This is a genomic window from Thauera sp. DNT-1 (assembly GCF_055393985.1).
In genome coordinates, this window is the sequence record NZ_AP043752.1 from 4,487,596 (window position 1) to 4,505,181 (window position 17,586).

Consider the following 17,586-nt stretch of genomic DNA (forward strand, 5'->3'; position numbering starts at 1 on the left):
CGATTTCAGTTCCGTGGCGCGCTGCCCTGCAGCAGGCCTTGTATCGAATGCGCGAACGTCGCGCTGGCGGTGCGCTTCGCGGCGGCGGTCGCGAGGTCGCGCGCGCGCGCGCCGTAGGGCGCGTGCGTCAGCAGCGCCCGCGCAGCGGCGCGAAGGCGCGCGGGTCGGGCACGGTCGCCGCGGACGAGGATTCCCGCACCAAACTCCTCGACCGCCCGCATGTTGAGGAACTGGTCCATGTTGGATGCGATCCCCAGCACGGGGACCCCGTGGGCCAGCGCCTGGTTGGTCGTCGGGCTTCCTCCGTTGCACACGACCAGGCTCGCCAGTCGGCAAACCTGATCGCCCGGCAGGTAGTCGAAGATCCGCGTCGATGAGGAGCGCAATTCAGCAGGGATCTTTCTCCCCGCCGTGGTGACCACGATCTCGCAGTCGAACGCCCCGAGGGCCTCGATGACGCCGCCCAGCACGCCGACGTCGCCCGAGCTCCCCATCGTGACATAGACGAGCGGCCTTCCCGACCTTGCGAACTCAAGCGGCGCATCGGCGGGTGGCGACCACGAGATCGGGCCGATGAAGCTCGCGTGCCGGGATTCCATGAGCTCGGGGAAGAGCTCCGGAAAATTGGCAAAGAGCCTGAGATCCGCATCCGTATAGCAGCGGCGCAGATCGTGTCCGAGCGATGGCAGCCCGTGGTGCGCGCGCAGGCGCTCGAGAGGCAGGGTGTGCAGGCGCATGGCCAGGGGGGCGACGTAGCGGAACAGCAGGCTTGCCAGCGGGATGGGCGTGAAACGGGTGAACGAGAGTACAGGAAGCGGGGGCTGCGACGGATACTCGGGGCTCCAGTATGCATCGCAGATCGTGACGTAAGGCACGTTGCGCAGCCTGGCGCTGACCGAAAGCGAGAGGCGGAAATCGCCGACGACGACGTCCGGCCGTTCGGCATCGATCAGGGCGAGGTCCTGCTCGACGTAGGCCGACAGCGTGGCGTAGTCGTACAGGGGGCGCCCGTGCTCGAGACGCCGGGCGAACACGCTGGCGTCCTGGCAGGCGAGATCGAGCGTGCGAAAAGGACCCCCGGCGGTGAGCCAGGCGAAGCCCGAGGGGCGCGCGAGCACGACCTCGAACACGTCGGGATCCAGGCCTTGCGCGAGGACGCAGGGGCGCGCGACGTGCGCCAGCGTCGCGCCTTCGGCGAGGAAGAGGAGTTTCAGGGGCGAAGCCGGCATGGAGGATCTTGCGGAGGCGGCGGTCGAGGTCTGTCCATGATAGAACAACGGCTTCGCGATCGCGGCCGGCCCGCAGCGGTGCGGGGGGACGCGGAGCTGGCGCGGGTCTAGTACAGGATCATGTTGTCCCGATGCACCAGTTCCGGCTCGTCGAGGTAGCCGATCAGGTTCGCGATCTCCGCGGTCGGCTTGCGCGCGATGCGCCGGCATTCCGAAGCGGAGTAGTTCACCAGCCCGCGCGCGACTTCCTCGCCGGCCAGGTTGCGGCAGGCCACCACCGCGCCGCGCTCGAAATCCCCACGCGCCTCGACCACGCCCACCGGCAGCAGGCTCTTGCCGCTTTTCAACGCCGCCACCGCGCCGTCGTCGATGACGAGGTCGCCGGCGAGCTGCAGGTGGTCGGCCAGCCACTGCTTGCGTGCCTGCAGCGGCGTGCTGCTGGCGTAGAGCAGGGTGCCGAGCGCCTCGCCCGCGGCCAGGCGCAGGATGGGGTCGGGCTCGCGGCCGCTGGCGATGCAGGTGTGCGCCCCGCTGCGCGCGGCGCGCTGGGCGGCGCGGATCTTGGTGATCATGCCGCCCTTGCTGATCGCGCTGCCCGAGCCGCCGGCCATGGCCTCGTACTGGCGGTCCTCGGCGCGGCCCTCGCCGATCAGCGTGGCGGCCGGGTCCTTGCGCGGGTCGGCGGTGTACAGGCCCTGCTGGTCGGTGAGGATGATGAGCGCCTCGGCCTCGATGAGGTTGGCGACGAGCGCGCCGAGGGTGTCGTTGTCGCCGAACTTGATCTCATCGGTGACCACGGTGTCGTTCTCGTTGATGATCGGCACCACGCCGAGCGCGAGCAGCGTCGTGAGGGTGCTGCGCGCGTTGAGGTAGCGGCTGCGGTCGGCGAGATCCTCGTGGGTGAGCAGGATCTGCGCGGTGTGCAGGCCGTGGCGCGAGAAGGCCTTTTCGTAGGCTTCCACCAGTCCCATCTGGCCGACCGCGGCGGCGGCCTGCAGCTTGCTCATCTCGGTCGGGCGCTTCGCCCAGCCCAGGCGCTGCATGCCGGCGGCGATCGCGCCCGAGGACACGAGCGCGATCTCGCGGCCCTCGGCGCGCAGCGCGGCGATCTGGCGCGCCCAGGCGTTGAGCGCGTCCTTGTCGAGACCGGCGCCGTTGTTGGTGACGAGTGCGGAGCCGACCTTGACCACGAGGCGGCGGGCGTTGCGGAGCTTGGTTCTCATCGGGGTGCGTGCGGGCAGCGGAGAGGGTGGGGGGCGGAATCAGGTCAGCGCGACGGCGGGGAGTCGTCTTCTTCGGAGTCGAGCGCATCCTCGGGCCGTTCGTCGTCTTCGTCGAGCAGGGCTTCGCGCTCGTAGGCGGCGTCGGCTGCCGCGCGCGCGGCCTCGGCCGCGGCGAGACGAGCGGCCTCGGCGGCGACGCGCTCGGCGCGCTCGGCCTCGATGCGGGCGCGCTCGGCGTCGAGCAGGTCCTGGATCGCGAAGATCAGCGCCTGGGTGCCTTCGCCCTTCATGGCGGAGATCTGGAAGTGGCGTTCGACCGGCCCGTAGGCTTCGAGGAAGGCGGCCACGCGTTCGGCGCGCTCTTCCTCGGGGATGAGGTCGAGCTTGTTGAGCACCAGCCAGCGCGGCTTGTTGTACAGCGCCTCGTCGTACTTGCGCAGCTCCTCGGCGATGGCCTTGGCGTCCGCGACCGGATCGGCCTCGGGATCGAAGGGGGCGAGGTCGACCAGGTGCAGCAGCAGGTGGGTGCGCTGCAGGTGGCGCAGGAACTGGTGGCCCAGCCCGGCGCCCTCGGCCGCGCCCTCGATCAGGCCGGGGATGTCGGCGATCACGAAGCTGCGCGCCTCGCTGGTGCGCACCACGCCGAGGTTGGGTGCGAGCGTGGTGAAGGGGTAGTCGGCGACCTTGGGCTTGGCCGCGGAGACGCTGCGGATGAAGGTGGACTTGCCGGCGTTGGGCATGCCGAGCAGGCCGACGTCGGCGAGCACCTTGAGCTCCAGGTGCAGGTTGCGGTACTCGCCTTCCTGGCCCATCGTCTTCTTGCGCGGGGCGCGGTTGGTGCTGGACTTGAAGTGGATGTTGCCCAGGCCGCCGCGGCCGCCCTGGGCGATGAGTACGGTCTTGCCGTCCTCATCGAGGTCGGCGACGAGCTCGCCGCTGTCGAGGTCCTTGATCACCGTGCCGACCGGGAAGCGCAGCGTGATGTCGTCGCCGCCCTTGCCGTAGCAGTCGCGGCTGCCGCCGTTCTCGCCGCGCTCGGCGCGGAAGCTGCGGGTGTAGCGATAGTCGATCAGGGTGTTGAGGTTGCGGTCGGCCACGGCGTACACGCTGCCGCCACGGCCGCCGTCGCCACCGCTCGGGCCGCCCTTGGGGATGTACTTCTCGCGGCGGAAGGTGGCCGCGCCGTTGCCGCCGTCGCCGGCGTACACCTCGATGCGGGCTTCGTCAAAGAACTTCATGCCTGATCAACCTCTTGGCGGGGCAGGCCGGCAGGCGCACCCCGAAAATGAAAAAGCCCTACCACCGGGATAGGGCTTTCGATGCTGCGATGCGGACCGGAGCGCGCGTTTCAGGCCGCTTCCGGCACGATGATCACGGTGCGACGACGCGACGGGCCCTTGACCGCGAACTGCACGACGCCGTTCTTGAGCGCGAACAGGGTGTGGTCCTTGCCGATGCCGACGTTGTCGCCAGGGTGGTATTCGGTGCCGCGCTGGCGAACGATGATGTTGCCGGCGAGCACGAACTGGCCACCGTAGCGCTTGACGCCGAGGCGTTTCGATTCCGAGTCGCGGCCGTTACGCGAACTACCGCCAGCTTTTTTGTGTGCCATGTCGGATTACCCCCTGCGCCTTAGGCCGAAATCGCTTCGATGCGAAGCTCGGTGTAGTTCTGACGATGCCCCTGGTGCTTCTGGTAGTGCTTGCGGCGGCGCATCTTGAAAATCTTGATCTTGTCGTGACGGCCGTGGGAGACCACGGTCGCCTTGACGGAAGCTCCGGCCACAACGGGCGTGCCGATCTTGACGGCATCGCCTTCACCGACCATGAAGACCTGGTCGATGGTGATCTCGGAACCCACGTCGGCCGGTATCTGTTCTACCTTGATCTTTTCGCCGGCAGCGACGCGATACTGCTTGCCACCGGTTTTTATCACCGCGTACATGGTGTTGCTCCAGTTGATGGGTCTGCGAAGAATCGCGCACTATACGAACACGCGGCAGGAAAGTCAATGAAAACAATGTCCGGACCTGCGTTCCCAGCGTATCCGGGCACATGTAAGAAAATCCGACACTCACGGGGCCGGGGCGCTCGCCGCGGGCCCTGCCGCGGCCAGGGCCGGCTGCAGGGCGTCCAGGGCCTGGTGCTCCGTGCGATAGTTCGAATGCGCGCTGATGCGCGTCCACACGCCGTCGCGCTCCATGGCGTCGATCACCTGCTTCTTGAGTCCGCAGAAGGCGATCGTCTGACCCTGGCCGTGGAAGCGCTCGACCAGACTGGCGAGGGTGTGCAGGCCGGTGGCGTCGATCGCGTTGATGCCGGCGGCCGAGACCAGCACGACGCGCACGCTCTCCTGCGCGCGCGCGGCGCCGAGCATGGCGTCCTCGAAGGTGGCGGCGGTGACGAAACTGAGCGGGCCGTCGAAACGCAGGATCACCAGCCGGGGATGCGGGTGGTGCAGGCCGAAGCGCTCGCGGTCGCGGTAGGTGCCGTCCTCGTGCAGGCCGAGCAGCGCCACGCGCGGACGCATGCCGCGATACACCAGCAGCGCGAGCGACAGGATCAGGCCGGTGAACACCCCGTTCTGGATGTTGGGCGCGAAGGCGAGGGTGGCGAGGAAGGTGATCGCCGCGGCGGCGCCGTCGTCGCGGCTCGCACGCCAGGCGCGCCGCATCACTCCGGTGTCGATCAGCCCGGCGACCGCCTGCAGTATGATCGCCGCCAGCACCGGCTTGGGCAGGTGCCACAGCAGCGGGGTGAGCCACAGCAGGGCGGCCAGCACGAAGGCGGCGGTGACCAGCGAGGACAGGCCGGTGCGCGCCTCGTTGGCGTAGTTGAGCGCCGAGCGCGAGAACGAGGCGCTCACCGGCAGGCCGCCGGTGAAGGCGGCGGCGAGCTTGCCCAGGCCCTGGCCGACGAGCTCCTGGTCCTGGTTCCAAGGCTGGCGGGTGCGGCCGCAGATCAGCTTGGCGCTCGAGGCCGCCTCCATGAAGCTCACCATGGCCACCACGAAGGCGGCCGGCAGCAGCGCGGCGATCAGCTCCGGGCGCAGCGGCGGCAGGCTGAAGCGGGGCAGGCCGGCCGGCACTGCGCCCACCACCGCTCCGCCTTGGGCAGCGAAGCCGGTCCAGGCCGATAGCGCGATCGTCGCCGCCACCACCAGCGGCACGCCGGGCAAGCGCGGCCACAGGCGCTTGAGCCCCACCAGCACGGCCAGGCTGCCGACGCCGAAGGCCGCCGCGGCGGGCTGCAGTGCGTCGAGCCCTCCGAGCGCACGCACGAAATCGACCAGCAGGTGATCGGAGTGCGGCATGGCCAAGCCGAGTAGCGGAGGGATCTGGGTCAGGCAGATGATCAGCGCGGCGGCGTTGACGAAGCCCATCAGCACCGGCACCGACAGCAGATTGAGCAGCCAGCCCAGGCGCAGCACACCGAGCGCGAGCTGGATCAAACCCGACAGCAGCGCCAGCAGCAGGGCGAGCCCGACGAGGTCACCCCCGGCGGTCGCGCCCAGCGGCAGGATGCTCGCGCCCACGAGCAGGCTGGTGAGCGCCACCGGCCCGGTGGAGAGCTGGCCGCAGGAACCGAACAGCGCAGCGACCACCGCCGGCAGCAGCGCGGCGTAGAGGCCGATGTGCGGCGGCAGCCCGGCGAGCTTGGCGTAGGCGAGCGCCTGCGGAATCAGCACCAGCGCGACCGTGATGCCGGCGACGAGGTCGCCGCGCAGCCCATGCTCGCGCCATTGCGCAGGCCAGGCGAGGAAGGGCAGGTGCGGATGTGGGGAGGGCATCGGCCGGAGGATTCCCGAGGGCGGGGGGGTGTGGCCCCCTGTCGTCCGGGGGATTCCATCTTAGCCGTGAAACGGGGGGGCGGCCCAGGCGCCCGAAAAGAGTTCGGGCAGCGGCGCGGGACGCGCGGCTGCCCGAAGTGGAGCCGGCAGGGCCGGATCCGGACGAGGCTCGGTGAGGGTTTTCGCTGCCGCGGTGGCCGCGATGCCTCAGGACTTGCGGGAGCGGCGGGCGGCCGCGAAACCCAGCAGACCCGAGCCGAGCAGCGCCAGGGTGCCGGGTTCCGGCACGCGTTGCGTCGCCAGGCGGGTGCTGATGAAGACCTGTTCGAAGTTGTTGTCCTGCGACACCGCGGTGCCGTAACCGACGCAGGAGTCGTTTCCCCGCGTGTCGATGGTGAATGGCGGGCTGACGCAGCCGTAGCGCAGGTCGACCCGCATCACGTAGTCGTCGAGATTGGCATTCGCCGCCATCAGGCCGCCGATGTAATCGTCGAGTTCGGGAATGGTGATCGCGTAGGGGGCCTGGTTCTCGCCGAGGTTGTGATTGATCGCATCGAAGCTGCCGGCGCTGGCGGTGGTGCAATCGACCAGCGTGCTGGTGGTCTTGTCGACGCACACCTGGCCGCCCGACATGGCGAAGTCGGTGATCTCGGGGGCGTTGCTCTCGCTGGTATAGACCGTGACGTCACCATACGGGACACCGCCTCCGACCGGCGGGGGGCCGTAACCCGGGGCGGGCAGGTCGCCGATGCCGTCGCCGTCGCGCTGTTCGCTCGTGCGCGGGTCGTTGGTCACGTCGAAGGTCTTGTAGACCGTCGTGCCGGCGAGGTTGGTCAGCGTCACGCGGGCCCAGACGGCGAGGTTCTGCGTCAGGCCGTCGTTGCTGTTGGGTTCGTTGTTCACAAAGAAGAACGTCATCAGGTTCTTCGAGAAGTCGAAGCTCTGGTCGAGTGCGCCGAGCGTCGCATCCCAGGTGTTGGTCTTGTCGCCGGTGAAGGTGGCGTTCTTGTTGCCATCGCTGCCCGGCTCGTTGGCGGAGGTCATCGTGAAGAACAGCTCGTTGTTCGCCGCGTCGAAGGCGTCGTCGATGTTCGCGTTCTCGTTGTCGATGTGGCCGCCGGCCCCCTGGACGATGTAGATGCGCGGGTCGGTCTCACTCGCACCCGGGGAGCCCTTGACGTTGTAAGGACAGCCGGGGCCGTATTCCTTTCCGCACGCGAAATAATTGGCCACCGCCAGCGAATAGCTGTTGCCATCGCCGTACGTGACGTAACCGAGCCCGTTGAGGTCGACCAATGCGGCCGATGCGGACGATGCGCCGAGCGCGGCGAGCATTGCGACGACCAGGTTTTTGGCTTTCATGGCACTCCCTCCTACAGGTGTATGGAGATCTCGTAGCAAATCGTGTGCCAATAATGCAAGTATCTGTTTTTTAGATATTTTAATTTTTAGATTTTTCTTCTTCAGCAGCCTGTGTAAAAAAAATCGACACCCGGATCCAGCCTACTTGTGGAGATCCGAACGGGTTCCAAGCGAAGGGATATGCGAAAGGCAATTCCTTTGCGGCGCCTTTTCCGATGGCCATGGAAAGTAACTCGGAGTTGCCGATGTACTATGAAAAATTAATTCGATAAATGCCTGAAGAATAATTGCGGCACGAATGAAGTGGCCGGGCCGATCCGGCGCTTCGTCCTGCGACCGGGAGAATGACGCTCTCGCGCCACAGCAGGATGCGCGCACCCGAAACTCGGCGCGGGAGGGAAGGTGGGTGGGGGCGTCGCAGTGCAGGCAGCGGGGCTGCGGGGGCATAATCGGGGACATCCTTCCGAACGGGCCCCGAGCCGCGACCATGGCGCTCCGCCGCATCCCGCCCATCCAGTGCCTGCTCACCTTCGAGGCGGTCGCGCGCCTGCGCAGCGCGAGCCGTGCGGCCGAGGAGCTCTGCGTGACCGTCAGCGCGGTCAGCCATCGCCTGCGCCAGCTCGAGTCCCATCTGGGCGTGCGGCTCTTCTCGCGCAGCGACTTCACCCCGACCGCCGAGGGGGCGGCCTACCTGCAGCAGGTCGGTGTCGCGCTCGCGGCGCTGCGCGAATTGCCGGGCGAGCGCGCGCCGGGTGCATCGGCGCGCTTGCGCGTGGCGGTGACACCCTCGTTCTGCCGACAGTTCGTCATGCCCAAGCTCGAGCTCTTCCGCCGCGACTGGCCGGACATCGAGCTCACCCTGCAGGTGTCGATCCCGCTGCGCGACGTCGTCGCGGAAGAGGCGGAGCTCGAGATCCGGTATGGCGCCGGGGGCTACACCGACCTCGAGCACCGCCTGCTGCTGAGCGACGAGGCGGTCCCCGCCTGCAGCCCGGCCTTCCTCGACGAGCACGGCCCCTTCGACGGTTTCGCGAGCCTTGCCGAGTGTGCCGGCACCGCGCTGGTGCGCAGCCCGCTCGAGCCCTGGTCGAACTGGTTCGCGCACTGCGGCCTGGCCCTGCCCGAGCCGGCGCGCGGCGCACAGTTCAACGACCTCGGCCTGGCCTACGATGCCGCGGCGAGCGGCTTCGGGGTCGCCCTGGTGCGCCAGCGCCTGGGGGCGGCGTGGTTCGACAGCGGGCGCCTGCTGGCGTTGTCCTCGCGCCCGCTGCGCTCGCCCTACGCGCACTACCTGTGCTGGCGCCCCGGCGCGCTCGAGCGCTGGGAGTGCGCCGCGTTCGCGGACTGGCTGCAGGCCGCGCTGCCCTGAAGCATCGCCGGGCCGTTTCAGGGTTGAATTTTCTTCAAGCCGGCGAGCAAGAGGCGTCAAGCGGGCGCTGTGCGCGAGCCTCTATACTCCGGATAGCTGCCCGGTCCCGCGGGGAGTCGAGGATTCGGATGCGCCAAAGATCGCGACACGCCCGCGTGGATTCCGGGGGCGGAGGATCGCGCTTCGCGGCGGTTCTGTTTTCGTAGGAGCGACGCAAGTCGCGATTGCCGCGGTCCCGATACGCCCGCGCGGATTTCGATGTGCCGGCGCGGCGGTCGATGCTCGATCGGCATGGCCAGGCGAGGAGACGAGGATGATGCTGGAGAACGAAGCGCTGCCGTTCGGTGAGACCGAGGGCGATTTTTCCGCGGTGGACAAGGCGCGCGTGGTCGCAGCCTTGAGCAAGGTGCTGCCGTCCGGGACGCTGATGTACGACAGCGAGGACCTGCGCCCCTACGAGTGCGACGGCCTCGCCGCCTACCGCGCGCTGCCGCTGGTCGTGGCCCTGCCCACCACCGAGGCGCAGGTGGTGGCGGTGCTGCGCATCTGCCATGAGATGGGCGTGCCGGTGGTGGCGCGTGGCGCGGGCACCGGGCTGTCGGGCGGCGCTCTGCCGCACACCCGCGGCGTGCTGCTGTCGCTGGCGCGCTTCAACCGCATCGTCAGGCTCGATCCGCTCGCACGCACCGCGGTCGTGCAGCCGGGCGTGCGCAACCTGGCGATCTCCGAGGCGGCCGCGCCCTACGGGCTGTATTACGCGCCCGATCCGTCCTCGCAGATCGCCTGCTCGATCGGCGGCAACGTGGCCGAGAACGCCGGCGGCGTGCATTGCCTCAAGTACGGCCTCACGGTGCACAACCTGCTGCGCGTGCGCGGCGTCACCATTGCGGGCGAGGTCGTCGAGATCGGCTCGGGTGCGCTCGATTCGCCGGGCTACGACCTGCTTGCGCTGGTCACCGGCTCGGAGGGCATGCTGATCGTGGTCACCGAAGTCACCGTCAAGCTCGTGCCCAAACCGCAACTCGCGCAGTGCGTGCTCGCCGCCTTCGACGACGTGGTGCGCGCCGGCGAGGCGGTGGCGAGGATCATCGCCGCCGGCATCATCCCCGCCGGCCTGGAGATGATGGACCAGCCCGCGACCGCGGCGGTCGAGGAGTTCGTGCGCGCCGGCTATCCGCTCGACGCCAAGGCGATCCTGCTGTGCGAGGCCGACGGCACGCCGGAGGAGGTGGCCGAGGAGATCGCCCGCGTGCGCGCGGTGCTGGAAGACAGCGGCGCCACCGAGATCCGCGTGTCGTGCGACGAGGCCGAGCGGCTCAGGTTCTGGGCCGGGCGCAAGGCCGCCTTCCCGGCGGCGGGGCGGATCTCGCCCGACTACTACTGCATGGACGGCACGATTCCACGCAAGCGCCTCGGCGAGATGCTCACCGCCATCCAGGCCATGGAAGGCAAGTACGGCCTGCGCTGCATGAACGTGTTCCATGCCGGCGACGGCAACCTGCATCCGCTGATCCTCTTCGACGCCAACCAGCCCGACGAGCTCGAGCGCGCCGAAGAGTTCGGCGCCGAGATCCTCGAGCTGTCGGTGGCGCTCGGCGGCACCATCACCGGCGAGCATGGCGTCGGGCTGGAGAAGATCAACCAGATGTGTTCGCAGTTCACCACGGCCGAGGTGCGCCAGTTCTTCCGCGTCAAGGCGGCCTTCGATCCGCCCGGGCTGCTGAACCCCGGCAAGGCGATCCCCACGCTCAACCGCTGCGCCGAATACGGCCGCATGAAGGTGAGCAAGGGGCATGTGCCGTATCCGGAGATTCCGCGGTTCTGAACGGGGGAATCGCGACTTGCGTCGCTCCTACGGGCGGTCCCGGGCGGCGGTGAATCCCGGATGGTCACGGGGTTTCCGTAGGAGCGACGCAAGTCGCGATCGCGGCCGACGAGCGTTGGCCTTCCGTAGGCGCGACGCAAGTCGCGATCGTGGCCGACGAGCGGTGGCCTTCCGTAGGAGCGACGCGAGTCGCGATCGTGGCCGACGAGCGGTGGCCTTCCGTAGGAGCGACGCGAGTCGCGATCGCCGCCGACGAGGGGTGCCTTCCGTAGGAGCGACGCGAGTCGCGATCGCCGCCGACGGACTGCGCCCCGCGCGTCGGGAGTGCCCGGCCGGCAGGGTGTGCGGCCACGCATATGAATGATGATTGGACGATGACACGATGACGATGATCGAGAAGGAATGGGCCGAGCGCGTGCGCGCGGCTGTGGCGACGCGTACGCCGCTGTGCCTGCGCGGCGGCGGCAGCAAGGACTTCTTCGGCTGTACGCTCGCCGGCGAGCGCTTCGACCTGTGCGCCAACCGCGGCGTGGTCGCCTACGAACCCACCGAGCTCGTCGTGACCGTGTGTGCCGGCACGCCGCTCGCCGAGCTCGAGGCGGTGCTGGCGGACAAGGGCCAATACCTCGCTTTCGAACCGCCGCATTTCGGTCCCGGCGCCACGGTGGGCGGCTGCGTGGCCGCCGGCCTGTCGGGGCCGCGGCGGGCGAGTGCCGGCGCGGTGCGCGACTTCATGCTCGGCGTCAAGCTGCTCGACGGCCGTGGCGAGGTGCTGCGCTTCGGCGGCCAGGTCATGAAGAACGTCGCCGGCTACGACGTCTCCCGCCTGGTGGCGGGCAGCCTCGGCACGCTCGGCATCCTGCTCGAGGTCTCGCTCAAGGTGCTGCCGCGGCCGGTGGCCGAGGCCACGCTGCGTTTCGAGCTCGACGAGGCCAGCGCGCTGCAGCGCGTCAATGAATGGGGCGGCCAGCCGCTGCCGGTGTCGGCCACGCTGTGGCAGCACGGCGTGCTGCACCTGCGCCTGTCGGGCGCCGAGGCGGCGGTGCAGGCGGCCTGTGCGCGGCTCGGCGGCGAAGCGCTCGATGACGCGACGGCGCAGGCGCTGTGGACCGCGGCGCGCGAGCAGACCCTTCCCGGCTTCGCGCTGGAGGAGGGCGAGGTGCTGTGGCGGTTGTCGCTGCCCTCGACCGCGCCCGCGCTCGGCCTGCCCGGGCGCCAGCTCGTCGAGTGGGGCGGCGCGCAGCGCTGGCTCGCGGGCGCGATCGACGCGCAGGCGGTGTGTGCGCGCGCCGTCGAGCTCGGCGGCCATGCCACGGCCTTCCGCGGTGGCGATCGCGCCGCCGGCGTGTTCCAGCCCCTGGCGGCGCCGCTCGCGGCGGTGCACCGCCGGCTCAAGCAGGCCTTCGACCCCGCGGGGATCTTCAACCCCGGCCGCCTCTACCCGGAGCTCTGAGCATGCAGACCCAGCTCGCCGACTTCATCCGCGACACGCCCGAAGGCCGCGAGGCCGAGGAGATCCTGCGCAAGTGCGTGCATTGCGGCTTCTGCACCGCCACCTGCCCGACCTACCAGCTGCTCGGCGACGAGCTCGACGGCCCGCGCGGGCGCATCTACCTGATCAAGCAGGTGCTCGAGGGCGCCGCGCCCACCGAGAAGACCCGCCTGCACCTCGACCGCTGCCTCACCTGCCGGTCCTGCGAATCCACCTGTCCCTCGGGTGTGCATTACAGCCGCCTGCTCGACATCGGCCGCGCGGTGGTGGCCGAGCGCGTGCCGCGCCACGGCGGCGAGGCGCTGGTGCGGCGCACGCTGCGCGAGTTCGTGCCGCGGCCGAAGCTGTTCGGTCTGGCGATGGGCGCCGGGCGGGCGGTGCGCGGCCTGCTGCCGAAGTCCCTGCAGGACAAGGTGCCCACGCTGCGGCCGGCCGGCACCTGGCCGGCGCCACGCCATGCGCGCCGGGTGATCGCGCTCGCCGGTTGCGCGCAGCCCGCGATGGCGCCTTCGATCAACGCCGCGGCCGCGCGCGTGCTCGACGCGCTTGGCATCTCGATGGTCGAGCTGCCTGGTGCCGGCTGCTGCGGTGCGGTGCGCTTCCACCTCGACGATGCCGAGGGCGCGCGTGCCGACGCCCGCCGCAACATCGACGCCTGGTGGCCCGACATCGAGGCCGGGCGCATCGAGGCGATCGTGATGACCGCCTCCGGCTGCGGCGTGCAGGTGCGCGACTACGGCCATCTGCTGCAGCACGATCCCGTCTATGCGGAACGTGCGCGGCGGGTGAGCGAGCTGACGCGCGACATCGCGGAGCTCGTCCTCGCCGAGGGCGAGTCCCTGCGTGCGCGGCTCGCCGCCCGCGCGCAGCCGCGCGAGCCGCTCGCCTGGCACGCGCCGTGCACGCTGCAGCACGGCCAGCGCATCCGCGGCACGGTCGAGTCCCTGCTGACGGCGGCGGGCTACGAGCTCACCCCGGTGCGCGACGCCCACCTGTGCTGCGGTTCGGCGGGCACCTACTCGATCCTGCAGCCCGAGCTCTCCGGCCGCCTGCGCGCGAACAAGCTCGACGCCCTGCTCGAGGGCGGCGCCGCACGGATCGCCTCCGCCAACATCGGCTGCATCACCCACCTGCAGGCGGGCACCGACAAGCCGGTGCTGCACTGGATCGAGCTGATCGATTCCCGTCTCGGCCCGGCGTCGTGATGAAGCGCACCGGGCGTGACGGATTTCACACCGGGTCGCGCCCCCCGGCGGCAGGCGCTCGCCTGCTGCCTGCTCCGGGTTGATATCATCCTATGATCCGTCCCGATTCCGGCCCGCTCATCCCTCATGCCTTTCACCGCCGAAACCTGTGTCGCCATGCACCTGGGCGACCGCAAGGAGCAGCAGGACCGCGTCGCGCTGTTCGGCCACCCCAAGCGGCCGGGCATGATGATGGCGGTGCTCGCCGACGGTATGGGCGGCCATAGCGGCGGTGCCATGGCGGCCGAGCAGGTGCTGATGCGCGCGCGGCAGAACTTCGAGGCCTATGCGCCGCTGCACGAGACGCCCGAGCACCTGCTCGGCAGCATCATCGACGAGGCCCATGTCGTCATCAAGCTGACCCGCTTCACCAGCGAGCAGGACCCGCACAGCACCGCGGTGGTGTTCATGATGCAGCAGGGCAAGGCCTACTGGGCGCACTGCGGCGATTCGCGCATGTACCACTTCCGCGGCACGCGCACAATGTCGGTGAGCAGCGACCATTCGCTTGTCGCCGAGCTGGTGCGCAAGGGGCGCCTGGACGATCGCGCGGCGCTGCGCCACCCGCAGCGCAACGTGCTGCTGTCCTGCCTGGGCAGCGACCGCGAGCCGCGCATCGACTACGGCCGCGACGAGTCCCCGCTCGCCGGCGACTGCTTCCTGCTGTGCTCGGATGGCCTGTGGGCGCATTTCACCGACTTCGAACTCGCCTCGACGCTGCAGGAATTTCCCGCCCGCGCGGCCGCCGAGCGCCTGGTCGCGCTCGGCCGCGAGCGTGCCGGCGGCAGCGGCGACAACATCTCGCTGGCGATCGTCAAGTTGATCGAGGCTCCCGCCACGTCCGCCCGACCCGCCGCATCGCGCTGAACCTGCGCGCGCAGGGGCGCCGCGAGTCCGCGGCCGCAGCAGGTGGGGCGCAGGTTGCGGCAGGGCTCCAGAGCCGAGCGCGCTGCGGATTCCAGGCGCCATCGCGAGGTGCGCCGCTCCCACGAAAATCGTCGCGGCTCCGAAGGCGCTCTGTCAGGTCCGCCGTGCGCTTCGGCCTTGCGCTGCACGAAGATGGTGCGTCCGCCTTGATTGAAGTTAATATCGACGGGTGTCGGTCTCGCGAGCCCGCAAGTCGGGGCAGGGAGAGACAACAATCAAGAGGCAGGCGACCGACGCGTCATTCCATGAACCCCTCTAACCTCTCAATATGGAGGAGTACATCCATGCCTCTGGTCATCGGAGTGCTCAAGGAAACCCATCCCGGCGAGCGGCGTCTGTCCGTCGTCCCGGATGTGGTGAAGAAATACCAGGGTCTTGGCGCCAGCGTAGTGATGCAGAAGGACGCCGCCAAGGGCGCGCACTTCCGCGACACTGATTTTGCCGACGTCACCTGGGTCGATAGCGCGGCCGATGTCGTCGCCGCCGCCGATGTGGTGCTGTGCGTGCAGCCGCCCGCCGCCGAGACCCTCGCCGCGATGAAGCCCGGCAGCGTGCTGTGCGGCATGCTGCAACCCTGGTACAGCACCGAGCGCGTGCAGCAGCTGGTCGATGGCCAGGTCACCGCCTTCGCGCTCGAGCTGCTGCCGCGCATCTCGCGCGCGCAGAGCATGGACATCCTGTCCAGCCAGGGCGCGGTCGCCGGCTACGAATGTGCGCTGATCGCCGCCGACCACTCGCCCAAGTTCTTCCCGATGCTCACCTATGCCGCCGGCTCGATCCGCCCGGCGAAGGTGCTGGTCATCGGTGCCGGCGTCGCCGGCCTGCAGGCGATCGCCACCGCGCGCCGCATCGGCGCCATGGTCGAGGCCTACGACGTGCGTCCGGAGACCCGCGAGCAGATCGAGTCGCTCGGTGCCAAGTTCGTCGACACCGGCGTGTCGGCGGCGGGGGCCGGCGGCTATGCGCGCGAGCTCACCGAAGAGGAGAAGGCCAAGCAGGCCGAGCGCCTCGCCAAGGCGGTGGCGCAGTGCGACGCGCTCATCACCACCGCGGCGATCCCGGGCCGCAAGGCGCCGCGCATCATCACCGCCGACATGATCGCGCGCATGAAGCCCGGCGCGGTCGTGGTCGACATGGCAGCCGAGACCGGCGGCAACGTCGAGGGCACGGTGGCCGGCGAGAAGGTGTGGATCAACGACGTGCTCGTGATCGGCCCCACCAACATCCCCAGCCGCATGCCGGTGCATGCCTCGGAGATGGTCGCCAAGAACCTGTTCAACTTCATCTCGCCCTTCATCAAGGACGGCGCGCTCGCGCTCGACTGGGAGGACGAGGTCATGGCCGGCAGCTGCCTGGCGCATGCGGGCGAGCTTCGCCACGCGGGCGTCAAGCAGGCGCTCGGGCTGTAAGGAGGAATTCGCAATGGATGGCTTTACCGCGTTGTACATCTTCGCGCTGGCCGCGTTCACCGGTTACGAGGTGATCTCGCGCGTGCCGGTGATCCTGCACACCCCGCTGATGTCGGGCTCCAATTTCGTGCATGGCGTCGTGCTGATCGGATCCATGGTGGCGCTCGGCCATGCCGACCCGGAAAGCCCGCTGCAGCTGGTGATCGGCTTCTTCGCGGTGTTCCTCGGCGCGGCCAACGCGGCCGGCGGCTACATCGTCACCGAGCGCATGCTGGGCATGTTCAAGGCCGGCGGCCGCAAGCAGGGGGGTGAGCAATGACCTCGAACTGGTTCGTCAACATGGCGTACTTCATCGCCGCCATCGTGTTCATCTTCGGCCTCAAGGCGATGGCCTCGCCGGTCACCGCGCGCAAGGGCGTGGTGTGGGCCGGCTACGCGATGATCGCCGCGACCCTGGCCACCTTCTTCATCCCCGACCTGCACAACATCGGCCTGATGGTGGTGGCGATCGTGCTCGGCGGCGGCGTCGCCTGGTACAGCGGCAAGGTGGTCAAGATGACCGACATGCCCCAGATGGTTGCGATCTACAACGGCATGGGCGGCGGCGCCGCGGCCGGCATCGCGGCGATCGAGCTGGTGCGCGGGGTGCCGCACGACGCGGTCACGTCCACGCTGCTCGCGCTCGGCGCGGTGATCGGCGCGGTGGCGTTCTCGGGTTCGTGCGTGGCCTTCGCCAAGCTGCAGGGGCTGATGACCAAGGCGATCCGCCTGCCGGGGCAGAACAACATCAACTTCCTGCTCTCGGTCATCACCATCGGCATCGGCCTCACCGTGGCCTACTCGGCGCACCCGGGCGGCTTCGAGATCTTCCTGTTCTTCGTGCTCGCGCTCGCGCTCGGTGTGATCCTGGTGATGCCGATCGGCGGTGCCGACATGCCGGTGGTGATCTCGCTGCTGAACGCCTTCACCGGCCTCGCGGTCGGCTTCAAGGGCTTCGTGATCGGCAACCCGGCGCTGATCGTGGCCGGCATCGTGGTCGGCGCCTCGGGCATGCTGCTCACCCAGCTCATGGCCAAGGCGATGAACCGCCCGATCAGGAACATCATCTTCGCTCCGATCACCGGTGCCGCGGCCGAAGGCGGCGAGGCCGTCGAGGGCACGATGCGCGAGCTGTCGTCGATGGATGCGGCGGCGCTGATGCGCTACGGCCAGAAGGTCATCATCGTGCCGGGCTACGGCATGGCGGTGGCCGGCGCCCAGCACAAGGTGTGGGAGATGGCGCAGCTGCTGGAGGAGGGCGGCGTCGAGGTGGTGTTCGCGATCCATCCGGTCGCGGGCCGCATGCCCGGCCACATGAACGTGCTGCTCGCCGAGGCCGGCGTGCCCTACGACAAGATCTTCGATCTCGACGAGATCAACAACGACTTCGCCCAGGCCGACGTGGCCCTGGTGATCGGTGCCAACGACGTGGTGAACCCGGTCGCGCGCACCGACAAGTCGAGCCCGATCTACGGCATGCCCATCCTCAACGCCGACATGGCGCAGAACGTCATCGTGGTCAAGCGTGGCAAGGGCGCCGGTTACTCGGGCATCGAGAACGCGCTGTTCTACAAGGACAACTGCCGCATGCTCTACGGCAGCGCGCAGGAAGCCATCGCCGAGGTCATCCAGCACGTGAAGTCGATGGAGGCATGACGCCGAACCGCCCGCCGGCTGC

15 protein-coding genes are annotated in these 17,586 nt (G+C 69.2%); 8 read left to right on the top strand and 7 right to left on the bottom strand.

Annotation, left to right across the window (positions count from 1 at the left end; genetic code table 11):
• Positions 1–5: 5 nt before the first annotated feature.
• The 7 genes from ACZ5PP_RS20560 to ACZ5PP_RS20590 all read right to left on the bottom strand — a co-directional run bounded on the left by ACZ5PP_RS20560 (position 6) and on the right by ACZ5PP_RS20590 (position 7,603).
• Entirely contained in the window at positions 6–1,130 is a 1,125-nt protein-coding gene (locus tag ACZ5PP_RS20560; protein ID WP_276661037.1) for a glycosyltransferase, read from the bottom strand.
• Positions 1,131–1,336: 206 nt separating this feature from the next.
• Entirely contained in the window at positions 1,337–2,452 is a 1,116-nt protein-coding gene (gene proB, locus ACZ5PP_RS20565) for a glutamate 5-kinase (protein WP_464826534.1), read from the bottom strand.
• Between the two features lie 44 nt (positions 2,453–2,496).
• On the bottom strand, positions 2,497–3,690 hold the full coding sequence (cgtA, locus tag ACZ5PP_RS20570) for an Obg family GTPase CgtA (protein ID WP_043745143.1): 1,194 nt from the start codon (positions 3,688–3,690) through the stop codon (positions 2,497–2,499).
• 110 nt (positions 3,691–3,800) lie between these two features.
• A complete protein-coding gene (gene rpmA, locus ACZ5PP_RS20575; RefSeq protein WP_004322888.1) occupies positions 3,801–4,064 on the bottom strand; it encodes a 50S ribosomal protein L27 in 264 nt (87 codons plus the stop codon).
• Positions 4,065–4,084: 20 nt separating this feature from the next.
• On the bottom strand, positions 4,085–4,396 hold the full coding sequence (gene rplU, locus ACZ5PP_RS20580; RefSeq protein WP_004322886.1) for a 50S ribosomal protein L21: 312 nt from the start codon (positions 4,394–4,396) through the stop codon (positions 4,085–4,087).
• A gap of 129 nt (positions 4,397–4,525) precedes the next feature.
• Positions 4,526–6,241 carry a SulP family inorganic anion transporter gene (locus tag ACZ5PP_RS20585; RefSeq protein ID WP_287472764.1) on the bottom strand — a complete coding sequence of 572 codons (1,716 nt, stop codon included), beginning with the start codon at positions 6,239–6,241 and terminating at the stop codon, positions 4,526–4,528.
• Between the two features lie 207 nt (positions 6,242–6,448).
• Positions 6,449–7,603: a PEP-CTERM sorting domain-containing protein gene (locus ACZ5PP_RS20590; protein WP_464826535.1), complete on the bottom strand. Its 1,155-nt coding sequence runs from the start codon at positions 7,601–7,603 to the stop codon at positions 6,449–6,451.
• A 487-nt stretch (positions 7,604–8,090) separates the two neighbouring features.
• On the opposite strand from ACZ5PP_RS20590, the gene ACZ5PP_RS20595 reads away from it, so the two are divergent.
• The 8 genes from ACZ5PP_RS20595 (at position 8,091) to ACZ5PP_RS20630 (ending at position 17,564) form a co-directional block, all read left to right on the top strand.
• Positions 8,091–8,972, top strand: a complete 882-nt coding sequence (locus ACZ5PP_RS20595; RefSeq protein WP_004322881.1) for a LysR substrate-binding domain-containing protein — start codon at positions 8,091–8,093, stop codon at positions 8,970–8,972.
• A gap of 313 nt (positions 8,973–9,285) precedes the next feature.
• The gene (locus ACZ5PP_RS20600; RefSeq protein WP_464826536.1) at positions 9,286–10,797 is read left to right on the top strand and encodes an FAD-linked oxidase C-terminal domain-containing protein; all 1,512 of its coding nucleotides are present in this window, start codon (positions 9,286–9,288) and stop codon (positions 10,795–10,797) included.
• A gap of 382 nt (positions 10,798–11,179) precedes the next feature.
• On the top strand, positions 11,180–12,250 hold the full coding sequence (gene glcE / locus ACZ5PP_RS20605; RefSeq protein ID WP_287470086.1) for a glycolate oxidase subunit GlcE: 1,071 nt from the start codon (positions 11,180–11,182) through the stop codon (positions 12,248–12,250).
• A gap of 2 nt (positions 12,251–12,252) precedes the next feature.
• Positions 12,253–13,494, top strand: a complete 1,242-nt coding sequence (gene glcF, locus ACZ5PP_RS20610) for a glycolate oxidase subunit GlcF (RefSeq protein WP_287470087.1) — start codon at positions 12,253–12,255, stop codon at positions 13,492–13,494.
• A gap of 126 nt (positions 13,495–13,620) precedes the next feature.
• Complete coding sequence (locus ACZ5PP_RS20615) at positions 13,621–14,400, top strand: PP2C family protein-serine/threonine phosphatase (protein WP_004324742.1); 780 nt, start codon at positions 13,621–13,623, stop codon at positions 14,398–14,400.
• Between the two features lie 344 nt (positions 14,401–14,744).
• Positions 14,745–15,869, top strand: a complete 1,125-nt coding sequence (locus tag ACZ5PP_RS20620) for an NAD(P) transhydrogenase subunit alpha (protein WP_012585125.1) — start codon at positions 14,745–14,747, stop codon at positions 15,867–15,869.
• A gap of 13 nt (positions 15,870–15,882) precedes the next feature.
• On the top strand, positions 15,883–16,188 hold the full coding sequence (locus ACZ5PP_RS20625; RefSeq protein WP_464826537.1) for an NAD(P) transhydrogenase subunit alpha part 2: 306 nt from the start codon (positions 15,883–15,885) through the stop codon (positions 16,186–16,188).
• Positions 16,185–17,564, top strand: a complete 1,380-nt coding sequence (locus tag ACZ5PP_RS20630) for an NAD(P)(+) transhydrogenase (Re/Si-specific) subunit beta (RefSeq protein ID WP_012585127.1) — start codon at positions 16,185–16,187, stop codon at positions 17,562–17,564. The genes ACZ5PP_RS20625 and ACZ5PP_RS20630 overlap by 4 nt, the downstream gene beginning before the upstream one ends.
• Positions 17,565–17,586: the final 22 nt, after the last annotated feature.

Excerpts from the sequence above, each read along its gene's own strand:
- glcF (WP_287470087.1), top strand. The coding sequence starts at position 12,253 with ATGCAGACCCAGCTCGCCGACTTCATCCGCGACACGCCCGAAGGCCGC.
- ACZ5PP_RS20630 (WP_012585127.1), top strand. The coding sequence starts at position 16,185 with ATGACCTCGAACTGGTTCGTCAACATGGCGTACTTCATCGCCGCCATC.
- proB (WP_464826534.1), bottom strand. The coding sequence starts at position 2,452 with ATGAGAACCAAGCTCCGCAACGCCCGCCGCCTCGTGGTCAAGGTCGGC.
- ACZ5PP_RS20595 (WP_004322881.1), top strand. The coding sequence starts at position 8,091 with ATGGCGCTCCGCCGCATCCCGCCCATCCAGTGCCTGCTCACCTTCGAG.
- ACZ5PP_RS20615 (WP_004324742.1), top strand. The coding sequence starts at position 13,621 with ATGCCTTTCACCGCCGAAACCTGTGTCGCCATGCACCTGGGCGACCGC.
- ACZ5PP_RS20600 (WP_464826536.1), top strand. The coding sequence starts at position 9,286 with ATGATGCTGGAGAACGAAGCGCTGCCGTTCGGTGAGACCGAGGGCGAT.
- ACZ5PP_RS20625 (WP_464826537.1), top strand. The coding sequence starts at position 15,883 with ATGGATGGCTTTACCGCGTTGTACATCTTCGCGCTGGCCGCGTTCACC.
- rpmA (WP_004322888.1), bottom strand. The coding sequence starts at position 4,064 with ATGGCACACAAAAAAGCTGGCGGTAGTTCGCGTAACGGCCGCGACTCG.
- glcE (WP_287470086.1), top strand. The coding sequence starts at position 11,180 with ATGACGATGATCGAGAAGGAATGGGCCGAGCGCGTGCGCGCGGCTGTG.
- cgtA (WP_043745143.1), bottom strand. The coding sequence starts at position 3,690 with ATGAAGTTCTTTGACGAAGCCCGCATCGAGGTGTACGCCGGCGACGGC.
- rplU (WP_004322886.1), bottom strand. The coding sequence starts at position 4,396 with ATGTACGCGGTGATAAAAACCGGTGGCAAGCAGTATCGCGTCGCTGCC.
- ACZ5PP_RS20585 (WP_287472764.1), bottom strand. The coding sequence starts at position 6,241 with ATGCCCTCCCCACATCCGCACCTGCCCTTCCTCGCCTGGCCTGCGCAA.
- ACZ5PP_RS20590 (WP_464826535.1), bottom strand. The coding sequence starts at position 7,603 with ATGAAAGCCAAAAACCTGGTCGTCGCAATGCTCGCCGCGCTCGGCGCA.
- ACZ5PP_RS20620 (WP_012585125.1), top strand. The coding sequence starts at position 14,745 with ATGCCTCTGGTCATCGGAGTGCTCAAGGAAACCCATCCCGGCGAGCGG.